The sequence below is a fragment of the Bacillus sp. FSL L8-0099 genome, from assembly GCF_038006385.1.
GTDB classification, from domain to species: Bacteria; Bacillota; Bacilli; order Bacillales; family Bacillaceae_G; genus Bacillus_A; species Bacillus_A toyonensis.
Map to the genome: position 1 here is coordinate 1,163,147 of NZ_JBBOVC010000001.1, position 25,116 is coordinate 1,188,262.

Annotated in this window: 23 protein-coding genes, 2 pseudogenes and 2 other annotated features; of the genes and pseudogenes, 18 read left to right on the forward strand and 7 right to left on the reverse strand. The window is 36.2% G+C overall.

All coding sequences use genetic code 11. The features are described 5' to 3' along the window. Positions 1–54 precede the first annotated feature (54 nt). From MHH42_RS06060 to MHH42_RS06075, 4 genes are all read right to left on the reverse strand, one after another. Positions 55–2,121, reverse strand: coding sequence for an ATP-dependent helicase (locus tag MHH42_RS06060; protein ID WP_000191189.1), 2,067 nt, complete (start codon positions 2,119–2,121; stop codon positions 55–57). Between the two features lie 99 nt (positions 2,122–2,220). Next, entirely contained in the window at positions 2,221–2,643 is a 423-nt protein-coding gene (locus MHH42_RS06065) for a GNAT family N-acetyltransferase (RefSeq protein ID WP_340893001.1), read from the reverse strand. Between the two features lies 1 nt (position 2,644). Beyond that, complete coding sequence (locus tag MHH42_RS06070) at positions 2,645–3,163, reverse strand: YjcG family protein (protein WP_000765873.1); 519 nt, start codon at positions 3,161–3,163, stop codon at positions 2,645–2,647. Between the two features lie 93 nt (positions 3,164–3,256). Further along, positions 3,257–3,988, reverse strand: a complete 732-nt coding sequence (locus MHH42_RS06075; RefSeq protein WP_001076855.1) for an alpha/beta hydrolase — start codon at positions 3,986–3,988, stop codon at positions 3,257–3,259. 203 nt (positions 3,989–4,191) lie between these two features. Here MHH42_RS06075 and MHH42_RS06080 point away from each other — a divergent pair, with 203 nt between their 5' ends. Continuing rightward, positions 4,192–5,103, forward strand: coding sequence for a DMT family transporter (locus MHH42_RS06080; protein WP_000808238.1), 912 nt, complete (start codon positions 4,192–4,194; stop codon positions 5,101–5,103). A gap of 77 nt (positions 5,104–5,180) precedes the next feature. After that, positions 5,181–5,575 (forward strand): annotated as a pseudogene (locus tag MHH42_RS06085) (PH domain-containing protein). Between the two features lie 24 nt (positions 5,576–5,599). On the opposite strand, the gene MHH42_RS06090 reads toward MHH42_RS06085, so the two are convergent. Both MHH42_RS06090 and putP read right to left on the reverse strand, forming a co-directional pair. Next, complete coding sequence (locus MHH42_RS06090) at positions 5,600–5,998, reverse strand: Ig-like domain-containing protein (protein ID WP_000878713.1); 399 nt, start codon at positions 5,996–5,998, stop codon at positions 5,600–5,602. 159 nt (positions 5,999–6,157) lie between these two features. Further along, on the reverse strand, positions 6,158–7,636 hold the full coding sequence (putP, locus tag MHH42_RS06095; RefSeq protein WP_000107200.1) for a sodium/proline symporter PutP: 1,479 nt from the start codon (positions 7,634–7,636) through the stop codon (positions 6,158–6,160). 460 nt (positions 7,637–8,096) lie between these two features. Continuing rightward, positions 8,097–8,334: a binding site (T-box leader), on the forward strand. Positions 8,335–8,376: 42 nt separating this feature from the next. Next, positions 8,377–8,621, forward strand: a binding site (T-box leader). A 51-nt stretch (positions 8,622–8,672) separates the two neighbouring features. Here putP and trpE point away from each other — a divergent pair. From trpE to MHH42_RS06170, 15 genes and pseudogenes are all read left to right on the forward strand, one after another. After that, positions 8,673–10,091 (forward strand): anthranilate synthase component I, encoded by a 1,419-nt coding sequence (gene trpE / locus MHH42_RS06100; protein WP_016108023.1) that lies wholly within the window; start codon positions 8,673–8,675, stop codon positions 10,089–10,091. Continuing rightward, positions 10,088–10,675: an aminodeoxychorismate/anthranilate synthase component II gene (locus MHH42_RS06105; RefSeq protein ID WP_000636351.1), complete on the forward strand. Its 588-nt coding sequence runs from the start codon at positions 10,088–10,090 to the stop codon at positions 10,673–10,675. The genes trpE and MHH42_RS06105 overlap by 4 nt, the downstream gene beginning before the upstream one ends. Continuing rightward, on the forward strand, positions 10,672–11,697 hold the full coding sequence (trpD, locus tag MHH42_RS06110; RefSeq protein ID WP_016108024.1) for an anthranilate phosphoribosyltransferase: 1,026 nt from the start codon (positions 10,672–10,674) through the stop codon (positions 11,695–11,697). The genes MHH42_RS06105 and trpD overlap by 4 nt, the downstream gene beginning before the upstream one ends. A 1-nt stretch (position 11,698) precedes the next feature. After that, positions 11,699–12,460 carry an indole-3-glycerol phosphate synthase TrpC gene (trpC, locus tag MHH42_RS06115; protein ID WP_340893002.1) on the forward strand — a complete coding sequence of 254 codons (762 nt, stop codon included), beginning with the start codon at positions 11,699–11,701 and terminating at the stop codon, positions 12,458–12,460. Next, the gene (locus tag MHH42_RS06120) at positions 12,457–13,071 is read left to right on the forward strand and encodes a phosphoribosylanthranilate isomerase (RefSeq protein WP_016108026.1); all 615 of its coding nucleotides are present in this window, start codon (positions 12,457–12,459) and stop codon (positions 13,069–13,071) included. Before trpC ends, MHH42_RS06120 begins: the two co-directional genes overlap by 4 nt. After that, positions 13,068–14,261 carry a tryptophan synthase subunit beta gene (trpB, locus tag MHH42_RS06125; protein ID WP_340893003.1) on the forward strand — a complete coding sequence of 398 codons (1,194 nt, stop codon included), beginning with the start codon at positions 13,068–13,070 and terminating at the stop codon, positions 14,259–14,261. Before MHH42_RS06120 ends, trpB begins: the two co-directional genes overlap by 4 nt. Positions 14,262–14,264: 3 nt before the next feature. Further along, positions 14,265–15,041: a tryptophan synthase subunit alpha gene (trpA, locus tag MHH42_RS06130; RefSeq protein ID WP_000537847.1), complete on the forward strand. Its 777-nt coding sequence runs from the start codon at positions 14,265–14,267 to the stop codon at positions 15,039–15,041. 74 nt (positions 15,042–15,115) lie between these two features. Beyond that, entirely contained in the window at positions 15,116–15,475 is a 360-nt protein-coding gene (locus MHH42_RS06135; protein WP_000946157.1) for a DUF4029 domain-containing protein, read from the forward strand. 114 nt (positions 15,476–15,589) lie between these two features. Beyond that, positions 15,590–17,089, forward strand: coding sequence for an L-lactate permease (locus tag MHH42_RS06140; protein ID WP_016108028.1), 1,500 nt, complete (start codon positions 15,590–15,592; stop codon positions 17,087–17,089). Positions 17,090–17,180: 91 nt separating this feature from the next. Next, entirely contained in the window at positions 17,181–17,864 is a 684-nt protein-coding gene (locus MHH42_RS06145; RefSeq protein WP_001128599.1) for a DUF2278 family protein, read from the forward strand. 35 nt (positions 17,865–17,899) lie between these two features. Beyond that, positions 17,900–18,241: pseudogene (locus MHH42_RS06150) on the forward strand (RHS repeat-associated core domain-containing protein); the annotation flags it as partial. 494 nt (positions 18,242–18,735) lie between these two features. Further along, complete coding sequence (locus tag MHH42_RS06155) at positions 18,736–20,181, forward strand: hypothetical protein (RefSeq protein WP_016108029.1); 1,446 nt, start codon at positions 18,736–18,738, stop codon at positions 20,179–20,181. Positions 20,182–20,287: 106 nt separating this feature from the next. After that, complete coding sequence (locus MHH42_RS06160) at positions 20,288–20,464, forward strand: hypothetical protein (protein ID WP_000509719.1); 177 nt, start codon at positions 20,288–20,290, stop codon at positions 20,462–20,464. 69 nt (positions 20,465–20,533) lie between these two features. After that, the gene (locus MHH42_RS06165; RefSeq protein ID WP_001084723.1) at positions 20,534–20,953 is read left to right on the forward strand and encodes a YxiG family protein; all 420 of its coding nucleotides are present in this window, start codon (positions 20,534–20,536) and stop codon (positions 20,951–20,953) included. 491 nt (positions 20,954–21,444) lie between these two features. Further along, complete coding sequence (locus MHH42_RS06170; RefSeq protein ID WP_070172876.1) at positions 21,445–23,082, forward strand: glucosaminidase domain-containing protein; 1,638 nt, start codon at positions 21,445–21,447, stop codon at positions 23,080–23,082. A 202-nt stretch (positions 23,083–23,284) separates the two neighbouring features. On the opposite strand, the gene MHH42_RS06175 is transcribed toward MHH42_RS06170, so the two are convergent. Continuing rightward, positions 23,285–24,118: a hypothetical protein gene (locus MHH42_RS06175; protein ID WP_000397497.1), complete on the reverse strand. Its 834-nt coding sequence runs from the start codon at positions 24,116–24,118 to the stop codon at positions 23,285–23,287. 201 nt (positions 24,119–24,319) lie between these two features. Here MHH42_RS06175 and MHH42_RS06180 point away from each other — a divergent pair, with 201 nt between their 5' ends. Continuing rightward, positions 24,320–25,105: a zinc ribbon domain-containing protein gene (locus MHH42_RS06180; RefSeq protein ID WP_098637856.1), complete on the forward strand. Its 786-nt coding sequence runs from the start codon at positions 24,320–24,322 to the stop codon at positions 25,103–25,105. Positions 25,106–25,116 lie beyond the last annotated feature (11 nt).

Consider the following 25,116-nt stretch of genomic DNA (forward strand, 5'->3'; position numbering starts at 1 on the left):
TTATGATAAAAGCAGGTAATTTGAATAGGGAGAGTAGTACGAGAAAAGACATCCTTATTTAGTGGATGTCTTTTCAGGCAAGTCTTTTCTTGTAGTATATAAAAAACGAGATATGTCTAATTTCTTTCCTCTGAAAAATTGCGGAGAAGAAATATAAAGTTCTTCTTTCGCACGTGTAATTGCGACATAGAGTAATCGGCGTTCTTCCTCTAATGCTTCAGAAGTCTCCGTTACACGGTCATTTGCGTCTTTTAAAGAAGAAGTATGCGGCAAAATACCATCGCTCGCTCCAAGTAAAAAGACGCATGGAAACTCAAGGCCTTTTGCATTATGAATGGACATAAGCGAAACGGCGTCTTTTTGCGGCATTGTTTTTAATGCTTCCATTTCTTTTTGACCTTGAATCGCCTCGTCAATAAATTGTAAGTAAGCTGGAATATCGGTGAAACGAGTTGCAGACTCCATTAATTCTTCTAACATTTCTTCTTGGATGTCTTTATGCATCGTAAAGGAAGAACGATCGTTACTTTGTAAGTACTCTAAATATTTTCCTTTACCATGAATAATTTCTTTTAATGCTTTTTTCGGTTCTAATTCTTTTATAAATTTAATAAAATCAATGCGCTCATTTACCTTTTTTACTTGAAAAGGTTTCAAGCTCGGATTTAATAATAAGAAATGAAGAAGAGAAGGGAAACGACCTTCACCATATTTCCATTGCTCACGTTCAATAAAGGAAATGCACTCATCTCGGCCGATATACATAGTTGGCAATATGTTAGAAAGAGATTCTAGGCGAAACGGTTCAATCACGAGTCGTAAATGATCTAATACAGGTCTAATTAAAGAGTGCTCGTAAAAGGATTGACTCGCACCGTGTTTAATAAACGGGATTTTATGAATTGTAAGCTGATCAAGTAACGAACGGCTTACAGAATGTGTGCGATACAGTAAACAAAAATCTTTATAGTTTCGTTCGCCACTATCTACTTTCTCTTGAATGAGCTGTAAAATTTGATTTGCTTCATCAAGAGTTGTAGCTGGTCGTGCGTAAAATGGTTGTACACCTTCTTCACGAACAGAATATAGCTCTTTATCAAAACGCTCTTGATTTAGTTTGATAACTTCATTTCCAAGTCCAACGATAAATGGATTGGATCGATAATTCGTATTAAGCGCGATAATCGTTGTATTATCAAATTCCTTTGGGAAAGATAAAATAATTTGATGACTTGCTCCTCGCCAGCCATAGATCGCTTGATCATCATCACCTGCGATAAATAAATTATTTCTTGGCGTGGCTAACAATTTTACAATTTCATATTGTGCATACGATGTATCTTGGAACTCATCTACTTCAATATAGTGAAAACGTTGTTGTAATTGAGTAAGTAAGGGAGCGTTATTTTCTAACATATAATATGTTTCTAATAAGATGTCGTCGAAATCGATATAATTATATCGTTGTTTTACCTCTTCAAAACGTTCGTATACTTCTTTAAATTCTTGTTCAACTGGTGTTTTCGCTTTTACATCTTTCGGACGATTTAAGTTGTTTTTTTCAAGGGAAATCATAGCGAGCATCGTTTCCGCATCATAACCGTCTTTTAAACGTAATTCTTTTAAAATTTTCTTTATCATAATTTGTTTATGTTTTTCATTTGCTAAAATTTGCTGATTATATCCTTGGCTACGAAGCAATTTTAAAAAGACAGAGTGGAATGTACCAGCAACAACATAGCTACTTGTGGCACGATTCATACCTGGTAAATTTGCTACACGACTTCGGATTTCTTCAGCCGCTTTTTGTGTAAATGTAAGCAATAAAATATTCCGTGGATGAACTTGTTTTACATTTACTAAATAACCAACGCGGGTTGTTAAAACAGATGTTTTTCCGCTTCCGGCACCAGCCAATGTAAGAACAGGACCTTCTGTCGTTCGCACAGCTTCTAATTGTTTTTCGTTTAGAAAAACATTTTGCTGTTCGAGAGCGCGGAAATACGCCGCATCTGCATCTTCTTCCATAATTAAATGGGTAGATGTTTTCGGAATATGATATGTCGCACGCGGAATATCAGCGTGTGTTAACGATTTTTGTGAAAATTTTTCTTGTGTCATATATTCACCTTCAAAACTATAGCATCAACATTTAACTTTAGCGGAAGAAAAAGAAAATAGCAATGTAAAAAACAGGAGGGGCTACCTCCTGTTTTCAAATTACAATTCTTTTATCATAACGATGTGAGGAATATTTGCTTCCATAAATACATCAGAACTCGTTACGTATCCAAGTTTTTTATAGAAATCTTCAGCATGTGTTTGGGCATGAAGTTTCAATTTTGATAGCGAGTTTTTTTTTGCATATGCTTCAAGTGCATCCATTACAATTTTTCCAATGCCTTTTTTACGATGGGAAGCTAGTACGCAAATGCGTTCCATTTTTCCTATTCCATCAATGGTGCGAAAACGACCAGCACCAACTGGAACATCATTATCATATATAACAACGTGTGTTGATGTTTCTTCAAACTCATCATACTCTTCTTCAGCAGAAACGCGTTGTTCATTCACGAATACTTGCTTACGTACAGAGAATGCATCTCTTAGTTGTTCGTCTGTTTGTACGATCTGTGCGTGCAAATTAGTTGTTCCCCTTTCCAAGGTGGAATGTTTCGTGTACAGTCCATGTTCCGTTTTCTAATTGATATAGAAGATGGAAGCGATCAATTGGTTGTTCATAATAGAAATCTTTCATACGTAATCGACCTAATACATCAGCATGCTCTGCATCTGATAAACCTTGTCCGATTGTTAAATGAGGTACGAAAGCGTATTCGCGTTCTTGCGTGAATAATCCGCTATGCATTTCTTCATTTAAGAAAGTAAGTTCAGGTGTTTTTTCTACTTTAAAATAAAGAACATTATTAACAGGTGCGAATGAACCAACTTTTCCGACATGAAGGGTGAAAGGGTTCGTTTTATTTGCGATTGTATGTAGCTCGTTTACAATCGATTCTAATTGTTCATCTTGCGTCTCAAAGGGTGTTTTCAATGTAATATGTGGCGGAACTAATGCGTAGTGCGGATCATAACGCTTACGCAATCCGTTCGCTTTATCTTGAATCATTTTAGATGGAAAAATTACAATGCCTAATTTCATGTTCCAATTCCTCCCTTTGTAAGTCTAGTTAGATTTTGAGAAAAATAAATCTCTTTATCTATTATATCAAATTATTCTGAACACTGCTCTCTATTATTTCATTGATAGAATATGAGAGAAGGCTTTCGGTAAGTCAGCCTGCCAATACTTCCACGTGTGATTACCTTCAAACTCTTCGTAATGCGTGATGAAATTTCTATCTGTAAGAAGAGTATTAAGCTCACGGTTCGGTTCTACGAAATCAGATACTTGTCCATCAGTGCGCTTTACAGCTGTTTCTTCTGTACCAATGACGTGATAAAGTTCTAAAGCCTGTGGATCTTTGAATTCTTTTGCTAAGTTCATTACTGTTTCGTCAACAAATGGTGATTGCATAACGACTTTACCAAATGTATGCGGATACATAAGTGCAGTCATAAAGGAAACTGTACCGCCAAGAGAATCTCCAATTAAAACGCGACCTTTACCCATTTGATACGTTGGATAATTTTCATCGATATATGGAGCAAGCTCGTGAGCAAGGAAACGAATATAAGCAGCATTCTTTACATCGCTTGGGAAATATTTTTCCTTACGATCGTGTACGTTTTTATATGGAATACCGACAATAATTGTGCGGTCAATTTCTTCAGTTTCACGAAGGCTTTCAATTACACGGTGTGCTTTACCGAGCTGAAAATAATCTCTACCATCTTGTGCAATTACAACTGTATGTTTGTGCAGTGGCGTGTAATTTACTGGTAAGTAAACTAAAAGCGTAACATCTTCTTGAAGTGATGCGCTATAAAATGAAATTTCCTCAATTCTCCCTATTGTTTGATTCATGTAGATCCCCCTAAATAAAAGTTTACTGTAATGATTGTAAGGGCGACGCTTATAGTGAAAATGAAAGAACGATTCACTAATAGGTGCCTTAATTTCTATTTTACCATAATGGTACGAAGAATCTAAAAAATTAGTATTTAAGTTAGGAAAGAAAACGGATATAATGAAGTGGGATTTTTGACAGGTGAGAGGGGAGACAGAATTTGAAACAAGAAAGATCAATTGCACTACCGTTAGCCATTTCCATTATAGCTATTTCATTCGCAGCAGTTTTTGTAAAGATGTCCTCAGCACCATCTTCCATCTTAAGTATGTATCGTTTATGGATTATTGTACTTATTATGCTGCCTATTGTTTGGAAGAAGCGGGAAGAGTTCCAGAAGATTCAAATAAAAGATTGGGGATTTTTAATTGGATCTGGATTCTTTTTAGCGCTACATTTTCTTTTATGGTTTGAGTCTTTAAAGCATACAACAGTTGCTAGCTCGACAATTATTTTAGCACTTCAACCGATCGTGTCTTTAGTTGGAGGTTTTTTTCTATTTAAAGAAAGAACAACCTACTCAGCCATTGCAACGATGGGTATCGCTATATTAGGTGTAATGTGTATTGGTTGGGGAGATTTAGGTTTAAGTAAACAAGCAATTTATGGAGATATATTATCCTTTTTAAGTGTAATAGCGGTTGTCGGTTATTTATTTATCGGGCAAACCACAGTAAAGAAAGTATCACACTGGATTTATAGCTTTACAGTTTTTGCATTCGCGGGTATTTTCATGGGAATTTACAATATCGTGTTGCAAGTACCTTTTACAGGTTATACGAAGTGGGACTGGACTATTTTTCTTTTACTTGCGATTGTACCGACAGTGTCACATGTCATTAATAATTGGTTATTAAACTACGTAAATGCAACAACAATTTCAATGAGTATTTTAGGAGAACCAGTTGGGGCGTCTATACTAGCGTTCTTCTTACTTGGAGAAAAATTAAACGCAATGCAAATTATCGGCAGCATGCTCGTATTGTTTGGTGTATCTGTTTTCTTACTGCAGCAACAAAAAAGAACAGCAAAAAATGTGGTGAACGAGCCAGTGTATACACAGGAATTATAATGTTAGCGGAGAAAAGAGAAGTTAGGATACTTCTCTTTTTGTTTTGTAGAAATTTAGGTGAAGAAGGGGGGAGTGTAGTGGAATTTCCATCAAAAAAAGACGCATGGTTATATTCAATCTTTTTCATTATTTTAGGCGCCTGTTTTGCTCCGATATTTGCAGGGAGAGAATATTTTCTTTTGTTTTTTACAATTCCATTGGCAATAGTATTTATTTGGAGTTGGTTTTCAACAAAATATATTGTCGGGGAAGAAACAATTACTATTAGATCAGGTCTCGTAAAAAATGTATATTTATACGAGATATAAAACAAATTTCAAATACGAAAAACCCAATAGCAGCTCACGCATTATCATTCGATCGACTTGAAATTGTTTACGGCGTACATAAAACAGAGATTATTTTTCCTAAAGATAAAGAACAATTCATCAATCTCGTAAAAAGTAAAAATCCCCACATTGTAATAAAGTAAAAGAGTGGCTTCGTAGCCACTCTTTTACTTTGGGTTTGTCATATAAGGTTGTACATGAATGACGCATAGGTCACGAAATTTTCCTTCAGCAGTTGTAACAATTACGACTGCTCTTCCTGCACTTTTTCCAGTAATCGTTACCGTATCTCCTTTTGGATATATGGTAATGATGTCAGAATTCATATTTGTCCAAATAAGTTCTTTATTTGCTGCTTGCATTGGCAAAACGGAAGCTGATAAATCCGCACTTTGTCCAGTTTTTATTTTCAACTTATTTTTTTGCATATGAATACCGATAACGGAAATAACAGAAGGAGCAATTGAAATTTTGGGTGGATTAGGTTGAATGTTTAAACGAGAAGCAGAAGTATTTGTAATAGGTGAAAATTTTCTTATATGTTGTTGCTGGAAAGCTGCTAACATGTTGGAGTCCCCTTTCTGTATAAGTGCTAATACTAATACTATAAAGGAGTAGTGTTATGTTAAATTTAACGAAACATAAAGAATTTGTTAAATTTGAGAAGAAGATTGTCGAACTGTAAAAAAATCTCTGCTGTTACGATAACAGCAGAGATTTCTTTTTTATAGACTATCACTATGTTGTTTTTCGAAATTCTCAAATTGCTCTTCAACTTCTTTTGAAGGTTGTGTTAGTAAACTAACGATTACGATTGCTAGTAAACTAATTGTGAAACCAGGAATCATTTCATATAAGAAGTTTGTTAAGAATTTAAATTGAGTCCATATTATAACAGTAGCGGCACCAGAAATCATACCAGCAAGTGCGCCCCATTTCGTCATGCGTTTCCAATATAGACTTAATAAAATAGCTGGTCCAAATGAAGAACCAAATCCAGCCCAAGCGTATCCAACAAGAGCTAAAATCGTATCATTTTGTTTAAACGCTAATGCGCACCCAACTAATGCGATACCAAGAACAGCCATACGACCGACAAATACAAGCTCTTTATCAGAAGCAGAGCGTTTAAAGAAGGTACGATATAAGTCTTCTGTTACAGCACTTGAAGTAACGAGAAGTTGAGATGAAATTGTACTCATAATTGCAGCTAAAATCGCAGCTAATAAAAATCCAGTAATAAGTGGATGGAATAAAATTTTTCCAAGCTCAAGGAAAATTGTCTCTGGGTTAGATAATGTCAACTCTTGTTGTGAATAGTAGGCAATACCGATAAGACCAGTAAACATAGCTCCGACAACAGAGAAAATCATCCAGCTCATACCAATTCTTCGTGCGCTTTTCAGTTCTTTTACAGAAGAAATTGCCATAAAGCGTACGATAATATGAGGTTGTCCAACATAACCAAGGCCCCATGCGAATAAAGAAATCATTCCTAAAGTGGAGGCACCTTTAAAAATATCTAAACGTGTTGGATCTACAGAGCGAATTGTATCAAATGCAGGTCCAAGTCCGTTTGCATTCATAATTGTTACGATAGGAACAAGAATAAGAGCAACTACCATAATGATTCCTTGCACGAAGTCTGTCCAACTTACTGCTAAGAAACCACCAAATAATGTGTAAGCTACAACGACGCTTGCTACAATGAATAATCCAATATGATAGTTCATACCAAATGAATTTTCAAATAATACAGCGCCTGAAACTAACCCTGAAGCTACATAGAAAGTAAAGAAAATCATAATAACAAGTCCGGATACTAAGCGTAGCATGTGAGATTTGTCGTGGAAACGGTGTTCCAAAAATTCTGGGATAGTAATAGAGTTGTTTGCAATTTCAGAGTAGGTACGTAAGCGAGGAGCGACATATAGCCAGTTTGCGTATGCGCCTAGTGTTAGGCCAATTGCAATCCAACTACTACTTAATCCAACGCTAAACATTGCACCGGGTAAGCCCATTAAAAGCCAGCCACTCATATCGGATGCTCCAGCACTTAATGCTGTTACTGCGGGGCCTAGTGTACGACCGCCAAGCATATAATCTGTTAAGTTGGATGTTCGTTTGTAGGCGAAATAGCCGATTACTAACATCCCGAGCATGTAAATAGAGATAGAAGTTAAAGTTAACATCTGCGTACTCATGTAGTTCCCCTTCCTTTTGTCATGTCTTTTGATGCATTTTGCATATTTATCCCGCATTAACGGGCAGTAAAACTCCCACACCTTAAAATTGGCTGGGCAAGGAAGTTAGGTGGGAGATCAACTGCCCGTAAATGCCCGATTGGTGAAGGCTAATAATCAATCGGGGATGAACAAAACCCCCACTGATTAAAGTTTCACTTTATAATCTATCATGATTATTCAGAAAAATCCATGCGCAAATACGAATTTTCTGAAATTTAAGCGTTTTTTGACAGCTCTTTACTTTTGGGATATATGACTTTCTAGCAAAAAACCTTAATTTTAATAGAGTATTTATTATATTTACATAAAAACACGTTGTTTTGTCAATATAATATTGAAAGAAGGGAAAAATATTTTTTTCGAAAAAAGTATTGACTTGTGAAAAAAGTTAAGTCTATAATGAGTGCAACTTAAAAAAATGCAAGCGTTGATGAAGAAGAGTACACATGATGAACATGTCAGAGAGCTGATGGTTGGTGCGAATCAGTATGGGATTGATGTGGAATGGGCTTCGGAGCTTCCAAACCGAAACGAAAGAAGTAGGCTTTGGCGACATGATCTCATCGATACAAGAGACACGTATTGTTTTTGATACGGTAAAGTGCGTTACATTCGTAACGAATTAAGGTGGCACCACGGGAGTACCCGTCCTTTCTATAGGATGAGTACTCCCTTTTTGTGTACAAAAAATTAAATATGTTAAATCGTTTAAGTAAGAAGAGTACGTATATTGGAGACGTTTTAGAGAGTCGGGGACAGGTGGGAGCCCGGTACGGTGCCATATACGGAATGGGCTTACGAGAGGTATGCTGAACAATTTTATTCAGTAGGCAACCCGGGTTCCGCCGTTACAAGGATAAGGTATATATTTTGTACCTGAATAAAGCGGGATGCTTTTGCGTCCAACATGAGGTGGTACCACGGTAAATTTATCGTCCTCTACATATTTCGATATGTAGGGGACTTTTTTATTTTTCAGAGTGAGGTGAAAGGCATGATGACAAAAGAGGAATTTATGAAGCAAAAAGAACAAGGAAAAACATTTTTAGTAATCGCTGAAGAAGAAGGAGATAGCATTACGCCAATTTCTTTATATAGACGTATGACAGGGAAGAAGAAGTTTTTATTAGAGAGCTCACAGCTTCATCAAGATAAAGGGCGCTATTCTTACTTAGGTTGTAATCCGTATGGAGAAGTGAAAAGCATTGGTATGGAAGTCGAACGAACGACACATGGGCAAACAGAAAAGTTGCAAGGTAACGTACTGCAAGTGTTAGAAGGGGGAATTGCATCATCGCAAGTAGAGAGCCCATTCCCATTTTGCGGAGGAGCAGTTGGTTATATAGGGTATGACGTCATTCGGCAGTATGAAAACATTGGAGCAGATTTACACGATCCATTAAATATTCCAGAAGTACACCTTTTACTATATCGTGAGTTTATCGTTTACGATCATTTACGCCAAAAGTTGTCGTTTGTATATGTATGCGGGCAAGATGATTCAGCAGATTATGAAGAAGTATACGAAAGGTTGCAAGTATACAAAGAAGAAGTGCTAAAAGGAGAAGAAGCGGAAGTAAAGGAAATACAATCAACATTATCATTCACTTCTTCTATAACGGAAAAAGAGTTTTGCATGATGGTAGAAACGGCGAAAGAGCATATACGAGCAGGGGACATATTCCAAGTCGTACTATCTCAGCGTTTGCAAAGCGAGTGTAAAGGTGATCCTTTCGCTTTATACCGCAAGCTTCGCATTGCGAATCCATCACCATATATGTTTTATATCGATTTTCAAGATTATGTTGTACTCGGTTCTTCACCAGAAAGCTTGTTATCAGTTAGAGACGATAAAGTGATGACAAATCCAATTGCGGGTACGAGACCGAGAGGGAAAACAAAGCAGGAAGATGCGGAAATTGAAAAAGAACTGTTAGAAAACGAGAAAGAACGAGCAGAGCATATGATGCTTGTGGATCTTGGACGAAACGATATTGGCAGAGTGAGTGAAATTGGATCTGTGACGATAGATAAATATATGAAAGTAGAAAAATATTCTCACGTCATGCACATTGTATCTGAAGTTTACGGAACATTGCGAAAACGAATGAGCGGATTTGACGCATTAGCGTATTGTTTACCAGCGGGGACGGTTTCGGGAGCTCCGAAAATTAGAGCGATGGAAATTATCAATACGTTAGAGCATGAAAAAAGAAATGTATATGCCGGAGCTGTTGGATATATTTCATTCTCAGGAAATCTTGATATGGCGCTCGCCATTCGAACGATGGTTGTAAAAGATGAAAAAGCATATGTTCAGGCAGGAGCAGGTATCGTCTACGATTCAGATCCGGTAGCTGAATATGAAGAAACGTTAAATAAAGCGAGGGCGCTTTTGGAGGTAATGAAATGATTGTACTCATCGATAATTACGATTCGTTCACATATAACTTGTACCAACTGTTAGGCGAATACGAAGAAGAAATTGTAGTCGTAAGAAATGATCAAATAACGATAGAACAGTTAGAAGAGATGAATCCAAAAGGAATTGTGCTTTCACCAGGACCAGGAAAACCAGAAGATGCTGGTATTTGTATCGAAGTTATTCGTCATTTCTATAAGAACGTTCCCATATTAGGGATTTGTCTCGGCCATCAGGCAATTATATCGGCATTTGGAGGAGAAATTGTAAGAGCGGAGCACATTAAACACGGAAAAACATCGCGTGTGAAACATAACGGAACGTCAATCTTTTCGTACGTGACGCAGCCACTAACAGCGATGCGCTACCATTCACTTGTTGCAGAGCAAGCGAGTTTACCACAATGTTTTGATGTGTTAGCAAATGCTATGGATGATGGAGAAATAATGGCGGTTCGTCATAATTATTATCCGCTTTTCGGGTTACAGTTTCATCCAGAATCAATCGCAACAGAAGAAGGCGGAAAGTTAATACGTGCTTTTTTAGGAGAAGTAAAAGAGGAGGAGAGAGTATGAATACCTATCTTCGTAAATTAGTGGAGGGACAACATTTAACAGAAGAAGAAATGTATGAAGCGGGACTTCTTTTATTAAGTGACAACATATTGGAAAGTGAAGTAGCAGCTTTCTTAGTATTACTGAAAGCGAAAGGTGAAACAGCAGAAGAAATATATGGCCTCGTTCGTGCTCTTCGTGAAAAAGCATTGCCGTTTTCAAACCATATAGAAGGCGCGATGGACAATTGCGGAACAGGTGGTGACGGTGCCCAAACGTTCAATGTAAGTACAACATCGGCATTCGTACTAGCAGGAGCAGGTGTAAAGGTGGCAAAGCATGGTAATCGTGCTGTTTCTAGTAAAACAGGAAGTGCGGATTTATTAGAAGAACTCGGTGTAAATATTAGCAGTACGCCAAGCGAAATTGATTATTTACTAGAGCATGTCGGTATCGCTTTCTTATTCGCACCAGCGATGCACCCAGCATTAAGGCGCATTATGAAAATAAGAAAAGAATTAAATGTACCGACAATCTTTAACTTAATTGGCCCTTTAACGAATCCTGTTAACTTAGAAACACAATTTGTCGGTATTTATAAACGAGATATGTTATTACCAGTTGCGCAAGTATTACAGAAGTTAGGGCGGAAACAAGCGCTTGTCGTAAATGGAAGTGGTTTTTTAGATGAAGCATCATTACAAGGAGAAAATCACGTAGCCCTTTTAAAAGATAATGAAATAGTAGAAATGAGTATCGATCCGGAAAAGTATGGTTTCTCAAAAGTGAAAAATGAAGAGATTAGAGGCGGGAATTCAATAGAAAATGCAAAGATTACGCTCGGCGTATTAAATGGAGAAAAGAGTGTTTACCGCGATACCGTTTTATTAAATGCGGGGCTTGCACTTTTCGCAAACGGAAAAGCGGAAACGATTGAAGAGGGAATTAAACTAGCGACACATAGCATTGACTCTGGAAAAGCATTAGCCAAACTAAACTTATTAATTACAGCAAGCAACGAAAAATTAGAAAGGGTGAATTAAGGTGGGGACGATTTTAGACAAAATTGTAGAGCAGAAGAAAAAAGAAGTTGCGGAGTTATATGAAACATATACACCAGGGAATGAAAAAAGAAAAACACACTCACTCTTAAAAGCTTTAGAACAATTTACTGTTATTGCAGAAGTAAAGCGAGCATCACCATCAAAAGGAGATATTAATGTACACGTTGATGTACGAAAACAAGTGAAAACTTATGAAGAATGCGGTGCAGGAGCAGTTTCGGTTTTAACAGACGGTCAATTTTTTAAAGGATCGTTTCACGATTTACAAACTGCAAGAGCAGAAAGTAACATTCCGCTTTTATGCAAAGATTTTATAATCGATAAAATCCAAATTGATAGGGCGTATGAAGCTGGTGCAGATCTTATTTTATTAATCGTAGCGGCGTTAACGAAAGAAAAGTTAAAAGAGCTTTATAGCTACGTACTAGAAAAAGGATTAGAAGCGATCGTTGAAGTTCATGATGAACAGGAATTAGAAATTGCAATCCAATTAAATCCGCACGTTATCGGTATTAACAACCGTAATTTAAAAACATTCGAAGTCGATTTAAGCCAAACAGAAAAACTTGGAAAACGATTAAACGTGGAGAAATTACTTTGGATTAGTGAAAGCGGGATTCATTCAAAAGAAGATATTATTCGTGTCAAACGAGCTGGAGCGAAAGGTGTATTAGTTGGAGAAGCACTCATGACATCATCTTCTATTCGTACCTTTTTTGAAGATTGTAAGGTGAACATATGAAAGTGAAAATTTGCGGTATCACTGATGTTGAAACGGCAAAATGTGCTTGTGAATACGGAGTTGATGCACTCGGATTTGTTTTTGCAGAAAGTAAGCGGAAAATCACTCCAAGGCTAGCGAAAGAAATCATTCAGGAGATTCCAGCAAACGTATTAAAAATCGGTGTTTTCGTAAATGAATCAGTAGAAGAGATCCAGAAAATTGCAGATGAATGCGGGTTAACGCATGTGCAACTACATGGGGATGAAGATAATCATCAAATTAGAAGATTGAATATTCCGTCTATAAAAGCGCTAGGAGTAACTTCAGAGGCTGATATGAAAAACGCTCAAACATATGAAACGGATTATATATTGTTTGATAGCCCGAAAGAAAAGTTTCGCGGAGGAAATGGAAAAAAATTTTCATGGGCACTACTTGAGCATATGCCAAAAGAGTTGCGAGAGAAAACGATATTAGCTGGTGGATTAAACGCTCTTAATATAGAAGAAGCGATTCGAACTATTCAGCCGTATATGGTCGATGTAAGTAGCGGAGTGGAGACAGAAGGAAAGAAAGATTTAAAGAAAATAAAACAATTTATTAAAAAAGCGAAGGAGTGTTCCAAATGAACTACGCATATCCAGATGAAAAAGGCCACTACGATATATACGGAGGACGATACGTTCCAGAAACGTTAATGCAATCTGTATTAGAACTAGAAGAAGCATATAAAGAATCGATGCAAGATGAAGCGTTTCAAAAGGAATTAAATCATTATTTAACAACGTACGTCGGAAGAGAAACACCGCTTTATTTCGCTGAAAATATGACGAAGTATTGCGGCGGTGCAAAGATTTATTTAAAACGTGAAGATTTGAACCATACAGGAGCTCATAAAATTAACAATACAATCGGTCAGGCACTTCTTGCAGTACGAATGGGCAAGAAAAAAGTTGTCGCTGAAACAGGGGCTGGACAACACGGAGTGGCAACCGCTACTGTATGTGCCCTACTTGGATTAGAATGCGTCATCTTTATGGGGGAAGAAGATGTGAGACGTCAAAAATTAAATGTGTTTCGAATGGAGTTACTCGGAGCGAAAGTAGAAAGTGTAGCGGCAGGTAGCGGAACATTAAAAGATGCGGTAAACGAGGCGCTTCGTTACTGGGTTTCACATGTGCATGATACGCACTACATTATGGGATCTGTTCTCGGGCCACATCCATTCCCACAAATTGTCCGTGATTTCCAAAGTGTAATTGGGAAAGAAACGAAAAAACAATATGAGGCGTTAGAAGGAAAGTTACCAGAAGCAGTAGTTGCTTGTATTGGCGGTGGTAGTAATGCGATGGGCATGTTTTATCCGTTCGTACACGATGAAGAAATCGCTCTTTACGGCGTAGAAGCAGCAGGGAAAGGCGTTCATACAGAACAGCACGCAGCGACTTTAACGAAAGGAAGCGTTGGTGTTTTACACGGATCGATGATGTACCTTCTGCAAAATGAAGAAGGACAAATTCAAGAAGCACACTCTATTTCAGCAGGACTCGATTACCCAGGTGTTGGGCCAGAACATAGTTTACTAAAAGATATTGGACGCGTTTCGTACCATTCCATTACAGACGATGAAGCGTTAGAAGCATTTCAATTATTAACGAAAAAAGAAGGGATTATCCCAGCGTTAGAAAGTTCACATGCTGTCGCGTACGCTTTAAAACTAGCTCCGAAAATGAAGCAAGACGAAGGACTTGTCATTTGTTTATCTGGCCGTGGTGATAAGGATGTAGAGAGTATAAAACGTTATATGGAAGAGGTGTAAAAAATGGGAGTAGAAAAAATTAAAGCAGTATTTGAAAATGGTAAAAAAGCATTTATTCCGTACGTAATGGGCGGAGATGGTGGACTTGAAAAGTTAAAAGAAAGAATTCGTTTTCTAGATGAAGCAGGAGCAAGCATCGTTGAAATTGGTATTCCGTTTTCAGATCCAGTCGCAGATGGTCCAACGATTCAAAGAGCAGGGAAACGAGCGCTAGATAGCGGCGTAACAGTAAAAGGCATTTTTCAAGCGTTAGCAGAAGTAAGGAAAGAAGTGCAAATTCCATTTGTACTCATGACATATGTAAATCCAGTACTCGCATTCGGAAAAGAACAATTCATTGAGAGATGCTTAGAGGCAGGTGTGGACGGTATTATCGTTCCAGACTTACCGTATGAAGAACAAAATATTATTGCCCCGTTACTTCGAGAGGCAAACATTGCGCTAATTCCACTCGTTACCGTAACGAGTCCTATTGAAAGAATTGAAAAAATTACGAGTGAATCAGAAGGATTCGTTTACGCAGTTACAGTAGCGGGCGTAACGGGAGTGCGTCAAAACTTTAAAGAGGAAATTCATAGTTACTTAGAAAAAGTAAAATCACATACGCATTTACCGGTAGTGGCAGGGTTCGGTATTTCAACAAAGGAACATGTAGAAGAAATGATTACAATATGTGACGGAGTTGTCGTTGGAAGTAAAGTTATTGAGCTGTTAGAAAATGAAAAACGAGAAGAAATATGTGAATTAATACAGGCAACAAAACAAAAAGAAGAGGCGTAAGTCTCTTCTTTTTGTTTTGCGTAATAAATGTTAAAATATACAGAAAATACATATAATTTAGAGGGTGAGAAAGCATGCTAAGACGTAAACTACTATATCTTCTTTTAACTGTACCACTGTACGCTTGGCTTATTAGCATGACGAAAATAGAGTTGATGGCTCTATTTGTAGGGTATGTATTCATCTTTTCCAACTTAAATCGGATTCAAGAGCAATCTATTTTAGAAGTATGTATATTTTCAATTAGTATAGAACTATTTAGTATCGTTTCGATTGTATTATTAAATGAATTATTTCAGTGGATTTATTCATTTTCATTAATGAAACTTGGGAATATTGTACTGCAAGCGATATGTGCTTACATTGTGTTTGTTGTGTTAGGAAAAATAATCGGACAGCAGACGGTTTTTGAGGATAATAGAAAATGGGAGTGAATCAAAAAGGAGCCAAACGGCTTCTTTTTGATTCTGTTGTAAAAACAATTGAAAAATATTACATCTGTTATATAATAGTTAAAAATTGTATTTTTAACGAAATGAGATGATAACATGGCCATATTGTTGGCACTTATCCCAATTATGATGATTTTCATTTGTTTATTTTTATTTAAACAAACGTCATTAAGGTCCTCATTAATTTCTTATGCGGTGTCTGTTGGAATCGTTTTACTCTCGCCAACGTTTCAATTAAGGATAAGTGAAACTGTGCATGCAACGATTAAAGGTTGGTTAATTTGTTTTATTGTCGGGTATGTTTTATTTTCCGGTATTTTTTTATTTCACCTCATGAACAAAATGGGGTACATCGATCAAGTAGCGCGTTTTTTAGAAGAAGTGACGCAAGATCGTTTATTACAAATGCTTCTTATGTGCTTTGGTATTTGCCCACTAATTGAATCGGTAAGTGGATTCGGAATTGGTTTTATGGTTGCAGCTCCTATTTTTCTTTCTCTCGGTTATAAACCGTTTCAAGCTGTGCTACTTTCGTTTATCGGTCTACTTGCAAGTTCATGGGGCGCAATGGCAACTGGTACGATTATCGGTTCGCAGCTTATAAATATGCCGCTCACAACTTTTGGTACAAATACAGCATTATTAAGCATACCGATTTTCGCATATTTTATCATCCTTTCTTTATACGTTGTCGGTGGCTTTCAGGCAGTTATAGAAAAGTGGAAGGAAGGGATAGGATTCTTTCTATTATTTTCTCTCGGAATCTATCTTTCTAACGCATACGTAAGTGTTGAACTAGCAGGTATATTAAGTTCTATCGTTACCATTGCATTTGGCTTTCTTATCATTAAACTAAAAGGGAAAAATGAGCAAACCTTTATAACAGAACATGCTGCGGCAACGGAGAGAGAAGTATCCATTATAAAAATTATTAGCCCTTATATCTTCTTAACAGTTTGTATTTTACTTTCTCGCCTCGTTCCACCATTACATGATTTGTTCAGATCATATGCAGTCCTTGATTTAAAATCATATTCTTACAAATTAGAAATGCTATATTCACCAGGTTTTTGGCTCGGCATGACTTGTTTATTTACAATTATTTTCTTCCGCATTCCATCTCATATTATGAAACAATCACTCTTGCAAACGATAAAACAATGGATTCCTTTTGCGATTACGACGACGATGTTTATCGCCATTTCAGAACTAATGGGTGCATCTGGTATGCATTCATTACTCGCAAAAACAGCTGGTGAAACATTTGGTACCTTTTTCGTTTTCGTTGCTCCGTTCATCGGTGGTATCGGTGGTTTTTTAACAGGTAGTAACGCAGGATCAAATGCGATGTTTATAAAACTACAAATGCAAACAGCACAAAACGTAGCACTCCCGTGGCAATACGTCACAACACTTCAAAACACCGCATCGTCAGTGGCGACAATCGCTTGTCCATCACGCATTACACTAGGTGCTTATTTATGTAATATCCCGTATCGTGAAAATGAACTATTAAAGAAGACGACGTTAATGATCTTTGGTGCGGTGTTACTTGTAGTGGTGGAGGTTATTTTTTGGTATATGTTGAGAAAATAAGAAATCCTCCTGAAAAAGGAGGATTTTCTTTTTATATGGATAATGCCTTAAGTATGAAAAGCTTCTACTAAATGAATAGGAGATGAAATGTATGCCCCTAAAAAACTACGGTGTGTTAAAAGGTACAGTTATACAATCAAAGATTGGAAAAGGGAAAACACCTCATTATCAAGTTCATTTACAAGGCGAAGCAGGAGTAGATTATCGTATTGCAATTAACGTGAAATCGCAAAGTTATCCGTCGGAAGTTTTATATTTTGCGAGTAACAATATTAGGTCAGAGGCGATTCATATTTTACCGACATTACCATTCGGTTTTACAGAAATAAAAAACAATGAACCGAAAGTAGCTTTAGATTATGTAAGAGGAAATCTATTTGACTCAAATCAAATGATCCCTTTACCACCTGAAAAAGCAGGAGCTGATAATGATTTAAATGAAAAAATTGAGCGGTATATAAAGCGAGCGATAGAAGAAAGTACGATTATTTACGCGTTCGGTGAAAGATGGGGGCCAGAAGAAAATACACCCGATTCTTACTTTCATTTTGAACCAGGAAACGGTATACATGATATTCATATGAATCAAGGAAATGTAGAAAAATGGCAAGGTGATGATGGTATATGGCAAGACGGAGGAATACTCATTCATTTTGAAAAGGAAGAAGAATGGATCGGTATCTTTCTTGCATTCCAGTCGCAGTCATGGTGTACGGATGAAGAAGGGCATGCTCGTGTTCCGGTTGAGAATTGTAATTATAAGAAAAATAATTGATGAAAAGAGCTCGTTCGACATGAACGAGCTCTTTTCGTTTCGAAAAAGAAGTAAATGGAAAAATCACACGTTACTTCTACGATGGTGACAGTATTAATCCGTTATACGAGACAGATGGTAGTGGAAACGTACTTCGTCAATATGTATACTCAATGGCCGGCGTTCGTCTAGCAATGAAAGCACAAGGACAAACGTTATTCTATCACTACAACCCAAGTGGTGACGTAGTAGCGATGACAGACCCAAATGGACAAGTTGTCGTAAACTATGAATATGATGCATGGGGGAACGTATTAAAGAGTGACGCAAAAGGTATCGCAGCAGAGAATCCATTTGGATACGCGGGATACATGTATGATAAAGAAATTGTTATGTATGGTGATCGCTATTGAAGGCATAGAAACTGTTCATGAATTATTAATAGTGGTATTTTTCATAATGATTGAAAATGATAACTTATAAAAGGTTTTTGATAGGATCAGAATTCATGGTCACTACTTTTTACTCTTTATAAGTCCTTTCTAATCCTTTGTCACATGTATGATTTATTAAGTGATTTTTACACATTGTGTAGTATTTGCATATGGTTACTTTTAATATAAGGGATATAGGGGTAGTCTGTAAATGATTTACGAGTAATTGTAGGAATATTTTCGTAATTACAAATGAAAGTGTTTCTACATGTAAAATCTATCTTGTTTTTTTTATTCTTATCCTTTAATTTATGTAAGGGGATTGAACGGATGTTCTGTTTTTAATGGATAATAAAAAAGAATGGTAAGATAGTTTGGGAGTTTACTATATTATTCTAGACTTGTCTGTTTTCCACCCTGAAAGTCACAATTTTATGGATGCAGGAGGCTACATATATATGGGTACGAGGCAGAAAATTTTGATGCAAGCGATGATGCTTGTAGTCATGGTTATGATGAGTGTGGTGTTTAGTAAAGAAGTTGGTGCAGAATCAGAAAACAAGAGTGATTGGATCGATAGTGTTCATGTAACGCCAAGTGAGGTTTCTTTTGGTAATGAAATGAAAGTGAAAGTTACCGTCAAGGTTAATAATCCAAATGGCATAGGTTCTGATATAAGCATCAAGTATATCCTTCCTTATTTAGATGAAGAGGAAGAAGAAGTTTATGAGTATGTCAATTTAAAATATAATTCGGAAACAGATTTGTATGAAGGTGTATTAAATACTTATTTTGATTTTGAGCAGGTTGGAACTTGGGAAATTGATATGATCCATTCAGGAGTTTTGGGCTTAATAGCATATAACTCTAACGTTCATGAGCCACGAGATAGCTCAGAGAGAGAAAGCATGGAAGAACTGAGCAGTGGTAACATTACGTTATTGGAGCCAGTAGTTGGTTGGAATTATTTCAAGGAATATGGAGAAACACAAGGACACTGGTATTATTTTGATGAGAAAAAATTGGAATTTGTGACAGGTTGGTTTAAGGAAAATGGAAAACAATACTACTTGAATGACAACGGAATGATGGTAACAGGTTGGGTACTAGTAGATGGCAAGTGGTATTACTTGAAAGAAAACGGATCTATGGTGACAGGTTGGACGTTAGTAAATGGTGAGTGGTATTACTTAAGTGCAGATGGAGCAATGAAAACAGGTTGGACGCTAGTAGATGGCAAGTGGTATTATCTGAAAGAAAGTGGCTCCATGATGAAAGGATGGGCGTTAGTAAACGGTCATTGGTATTACTTAAATGCAGAAGGCTCCATGGCGACAGATTGGATATTAGTAAATAATACATGGTACTATCTAAACGCTAGTGGTTCTATGGTGACCGGTTGGTTACAAAAAGATCGAAATTGGTATTACTTACACTCTAATGGTGCAATGGTAGTAGGAAAACATTTCATTGATGGTAAATGGTATGGTTTTAAAGAAAACGGTGAAATGATGTCTGACTGGAAGAATGGAAAAACAGGATGGAGAATAGAAAACGGTAAACTGTATTATTTAAACCAGAAAGGTGTAAAAGTAACTGGGTGGCTACAAGATAGTGGAAAATGGTACTACTTTAATACAAAAGGTGAAGCGGTAATAGGTTCGGTGTTCAATAATGGTAAGGGCTATTATTTGCAAAATGATGCTTCGATGGCAATAGGGTGGATTTCTCTTGAGGGTGAAAAGTATTATTTTGATGAAAATGGAGTAAGGGCAGCAGGTTGGAAAGAGATAGATGGTAAGTGGTATTCTTTCTTCCCACCTACTGGAAAAATGAGCAAAAATACGTGGGTTGATAGCAAATACTGGGTAGATGCAAACGGTGTATGGACAAAGACAAGATAACTGAATAGTAGATAAAAAATACAAACCTCATTAAAAAGGTTTGTATTTTTTATGAGAACTAACAGGAATGGGAAAAATATATAATAAAGTAAAGAAGGGATTTTGTATGGGGCATGATCTGGGTGAAGAGGATGCATCTGTAACGCAGAATGGGTATACGTATGGTGATAATAATCCAGTGATGCTGACAAATCCAGATGGACAGGCACCTTGGCTTATTCCTGTAGCGATAAGTGGCTATAGTGCTTATAAAGGATACAAAGGCAAATCACGTGTTAATTGATTAAGAAAGTCTTATAAGCAAATACGTCATACATTAAATAAAAAACGTTAGAAAAGGATGAAAAGCTACATGAATAGTATTAATATACAGTCTATATTAGATGATTTATGGGGCGCTACCATTTTAGAGACACATATAGATTTGTTAAATGATAATATTAAATTTACATTGCAGGTAATTGATAATGGAGTGATAAAAGATTATAAATTAGTATTGATAGAAGTGTCATCGTTTTATTATGTTAAAGATGATGAAAAGCGTAGATTTGCATTTTATGATAGAGAAAAAGTAGATTATTTAGAATTAACAACGATTTATTATGAAGATCCAAATCTGAGTGAAGTTAAATTGAGTTTACAAAATGAGAAAGAATGGAGTAGCAAATATTCCACAGGAGTAAATATTATAATAGAGATTTGGGATTCTATTTTGTTAGTTGAAGCAAAACAATTTTCTCTTAATGGTAAAGTGATTAATCTTAAAATGTAGTTGTTTTTTAGTATAGTTATTTCGTTCGGAGCTGGGTATCGTTTAGGGGCAAAAAATTACAAGCTTGCCAACACACCTTCGTCCAATAAAAAGCACTTAAAACAGGGAATGCAAAAAGCTGGAACAAAACTAGAATTAAAAACAATGTGATTTAACATTTTCTTTGAGCAATTAGAGTGTAGTATATAAATTTATAATGGAGAGTAAGCATCAAATTTATTAATAATAAGAGGGTTTTGCAGCACCCTCTTATTAAAAAAGAAGAAGATGTACAATAAAAACTAACGAGCTGACTTTACAAATCAACTTTTTCCAATCCTTCTATGAACATGTTCCTTTATAAATTCCCCCTAAAAACTCAATATTAATAATTTGAATATTATACTATTAAATACCTACAATGTTATAGTTGTTTTTTTCCTCTTCCTTGTTACAATAGTAGTTAGATAACTATTAAACTAAAAAATTAATAAAAGGAGCACTAGGAAGAAATGTTTAAAAAAGCTGCAGCAATTGTCTTAACATCTAGTATAATTTCTATTCCTATAACAGGTTTAGCTGAAACTGTAACAACTTCTAATACAGCAACTGTAAATGTAAATGCTGTAAAACAATCTGGATGGGTTCAACAAAATGGGAAATGGTATTACTTCAATCCAGATGGCACTATAAAAAAAGGATGGCTTCTTGATAATAATAAATGGTATTACTTAAATTCAAGCGGCATTATGCAAACTGGCTGGCTGTTTGATCAAGGGGTTTGGTATTATTTAAACGCTAGTGGAGCAATGCAAACTGGCTGGCTATTAGATCAAGGAGTTTGGTATTATTTAAATTCTAATGGTTCTATGAAAACGGGTTGGTTATTAGATCAAGGAGTCTGGTATTATTTAAACGCTAGCGGAGCAATGCAAACGGGTTGGCTATTAAATCAAGGAGTTTGGTATTATTTAAATTCTAATGGTTCTATGAAAACTGGCTGGCTTCTTGATAATAATAAGTGGTATTACTTAAATTCAAGTGGCGGAATGAAAATTGGTTGGCTACAAGATGGAAACAACCGTTATTACCTCCAAAATGATGGATCAATGAAAATCGGATGGCTGCAAGTGAATAATACGTGGTATTATTTAAACGCTAGTGGAGCAATGCAAACGAGTTGGTCATTTATAGATGGAAGTTGGTACTATTTACAAAATAATGGTGCAATGAAGACGGACTGGCTACAAGATGGCGATACATGGTATTATTTGCAATCCAACGGTATGATGCAAACTGGAACTGCTTCAATCAATGGAACGACGTACCATTTCGACAAGAGCGGTGCTTGGATTCCTGAAAATAACATCACTGCTACCACATATTTAGATCTTGATTTAACGTACGCTTCAAATGTGACTGGTGCAGAAATTGATGCTAATATTAAAAAATATCATCCAGACAGCCCATTAATTGGACATGGGAATGACTTTGTTGAAGCTCAAGCTAAACATGGTGTCAATGCTCTTTATTTAGCTGCACACGCTATTTTAGAATCGGGATATGGTAAATCTGAAATTGCATATCGTAAACATAACCTATTTGGGTTACGTGCTTACGATGCTGATCCATTTAAGTATGCGAAATATTTACCAACTTTCGGTGATAGTATTTCTTATAACGCAAACTACGTAAGAGAAAAGTACTTAGAAACAAACGGATCATACTTTAACGGACCAACATTAAAAGGCATGAATGTCATGTATTCAACAGATCAAGAGTGGTCTGCTAAAATCGTAAAAATAATGGAACGTATTAAACCTTTCCAGAAAAAAGATTATGTATATGCGAAAAAGTTACCTAAAAATCCAAGCTCTTTAAATGTCGACGCTCTATCAAGTGATATTCCATATAAAACATACTCACAAGGAACGACAAAAACTGTTAAACTGGCTACTTCCTATTACGTTGTACCATATCCATTTGATGGTACAATTAAAAGTCAGTCAGTTACGAAAAATGATCAAGGTACATTAGCAACGGGTACACCTGTATTTATTTATCGTGAAGATCCAAACGGATGGATTGAATTCTCACTCACAATGAATGGAAATAAATATTGGGTATTAAAAGCTGGATTAAATATGTAAATAAAACACCCCTTTTAGAAAAAGCTAAAAGGGGTATTTTATATGTTTTAAATTATTAATAGGTTTGATGAGGTTAAAGTTGCTGTGCGCAAATATATGCACTTGTATAACTATCAAAGATTTCAAAAAAATTAAGCAGCCTGAGTCCATATAAATATAGAACTCAGGTTGCTTAGTTGCGCTTTTTTAATACGGGGGCATTTCACAATGAACGCCCTCCTCTTATTTTATAAAACCCAAAACTAACAAGTGTAGAAATACAAGAGAACAGCAGTGCCACACTAGAAAATGCAATGAGATACATATTATATTTCATTACTTTCCCAATGAGTTGGTTACTGTCGTACTGAAAAAGTTCTGCTATTATATTAAATAAAAACAATACGATAAACATGACGATGACACCGTCAATGGATCCTTTAATGTCTGGTTTACTTAAAGCGATATGTGCAGAAATACAAATAGCGATAAATAAAAATAACCAAAAGGAAGGGTTCAATAAATTGTTTATTGTAAATAAGCTTTTCAATAATACGAACGTCGACAAGAGCATGTTTTGAACCATTTCTAAAGTAATAGAAGTAGATGCAATCGTCTTTTCGAGAGTTGTATTAAATAAAAAATATGAATCTGGTACGAAATAGCGCATGAAAAGGATTAATGCAGTAATACCAGAAATAATAGGGCCAATTCCAATGAAGAAATTCCCAATTCGTTGATATACACTTTTTTGATTGTATTGATGTTGTACGTAACCTAACGCACCTTGGCTCGTATCTGTTGGGAAGAACTGCGTTGCTACAATTTTATGACGAAATAGTACGCACATAATGGCATGTCCAAGTTCATGAATAGGAACACCAATCCACGCAGTCAAAAGAAATCCTTTTCTTCCGAAAGCCCTCGACCAATACATTCGTGTGAGAGATTCTAAATAACCTAATAGAAATCCGATTACAATGATGACTCCAATTAAAGAAAATAACTGGATCACGCTTGTAAGGAGTATTTGAAAAATTGAGTTTACAAATTCCATTGCCTTTCATCCAATCTGTTTAAAGTTTCACTTTAGTTGCTCTGTTTCATAATAGCATTATTTTTCTAGATTGCTAGTCTATATATTTTCTTTCAAAAGCAGGATTTCATAATCTGTTTCTTGTAGTCATGTTTTATGTCCAAAGTCATATATTGAACTTGTAACATCCTATAAGATATATGCTTAAGGAGGGATGAGAGCGTGAAATGTCCAGCATGTCATACAGAAAATGCAGTAGAAGCAAAGTTTTGCGGGCATTGTGGACATTCGTTAACCGAAGAAGTAGTAGCAAGTGGTGTCCAAGAAGAAAATCAGCAATCATCGCATGCAGAGCAAGCGAAGGAAACTCGTCCAAATGAAACGGTAGAGCAAGCAAAGCGGTTTACGAGTGGCTATTTTCGGTTGTTTAAACAGGCATTTCAAGCACCGACAGCGATTATGCAAAGTGGCAATGTCGAAGTGCGAAATGGAATTGTCAGTCTTGTTCTTATTTGTTTTTTAGGAGCATGTATTTTTTATAGAATGATGAGTGCTGGTGCAGCTGTTACGAGAACGCTAGTGCCAGAAGTATATACTCCTACATTTTTTGGAGAATCTGTAACGGTATTTTTCTTTTTATTAATTTTAACTTTGTTTGTTGGATTCATTATTTTTATAAGTGGTAAGATGATGAAATCCTCTTTTTCGTTTCTTGAAGTATTCGGCATATGGGGAACGATAGCAACGCCGGTTATTGCTATATTAGTTCTTACTTTTCTTTTTAGTTTCTTATTAATCTTTTTCTTACCGATATTATTATCGTTAGCTACAACTTATATAGGGATTAGTATAATTGTAGCCATATTAAAATTAGATAATGGCGGATTAGATCTTGTTTACACACTTCTTATCGCAAATGTTTTCATTGGAATCGTAACATTTATTGTACTTTGGTCTTACATTAGCACTGTAATTCAAGCCTTTACACAGGGATTAACTGGCTTCTAATGCAAAGGTGG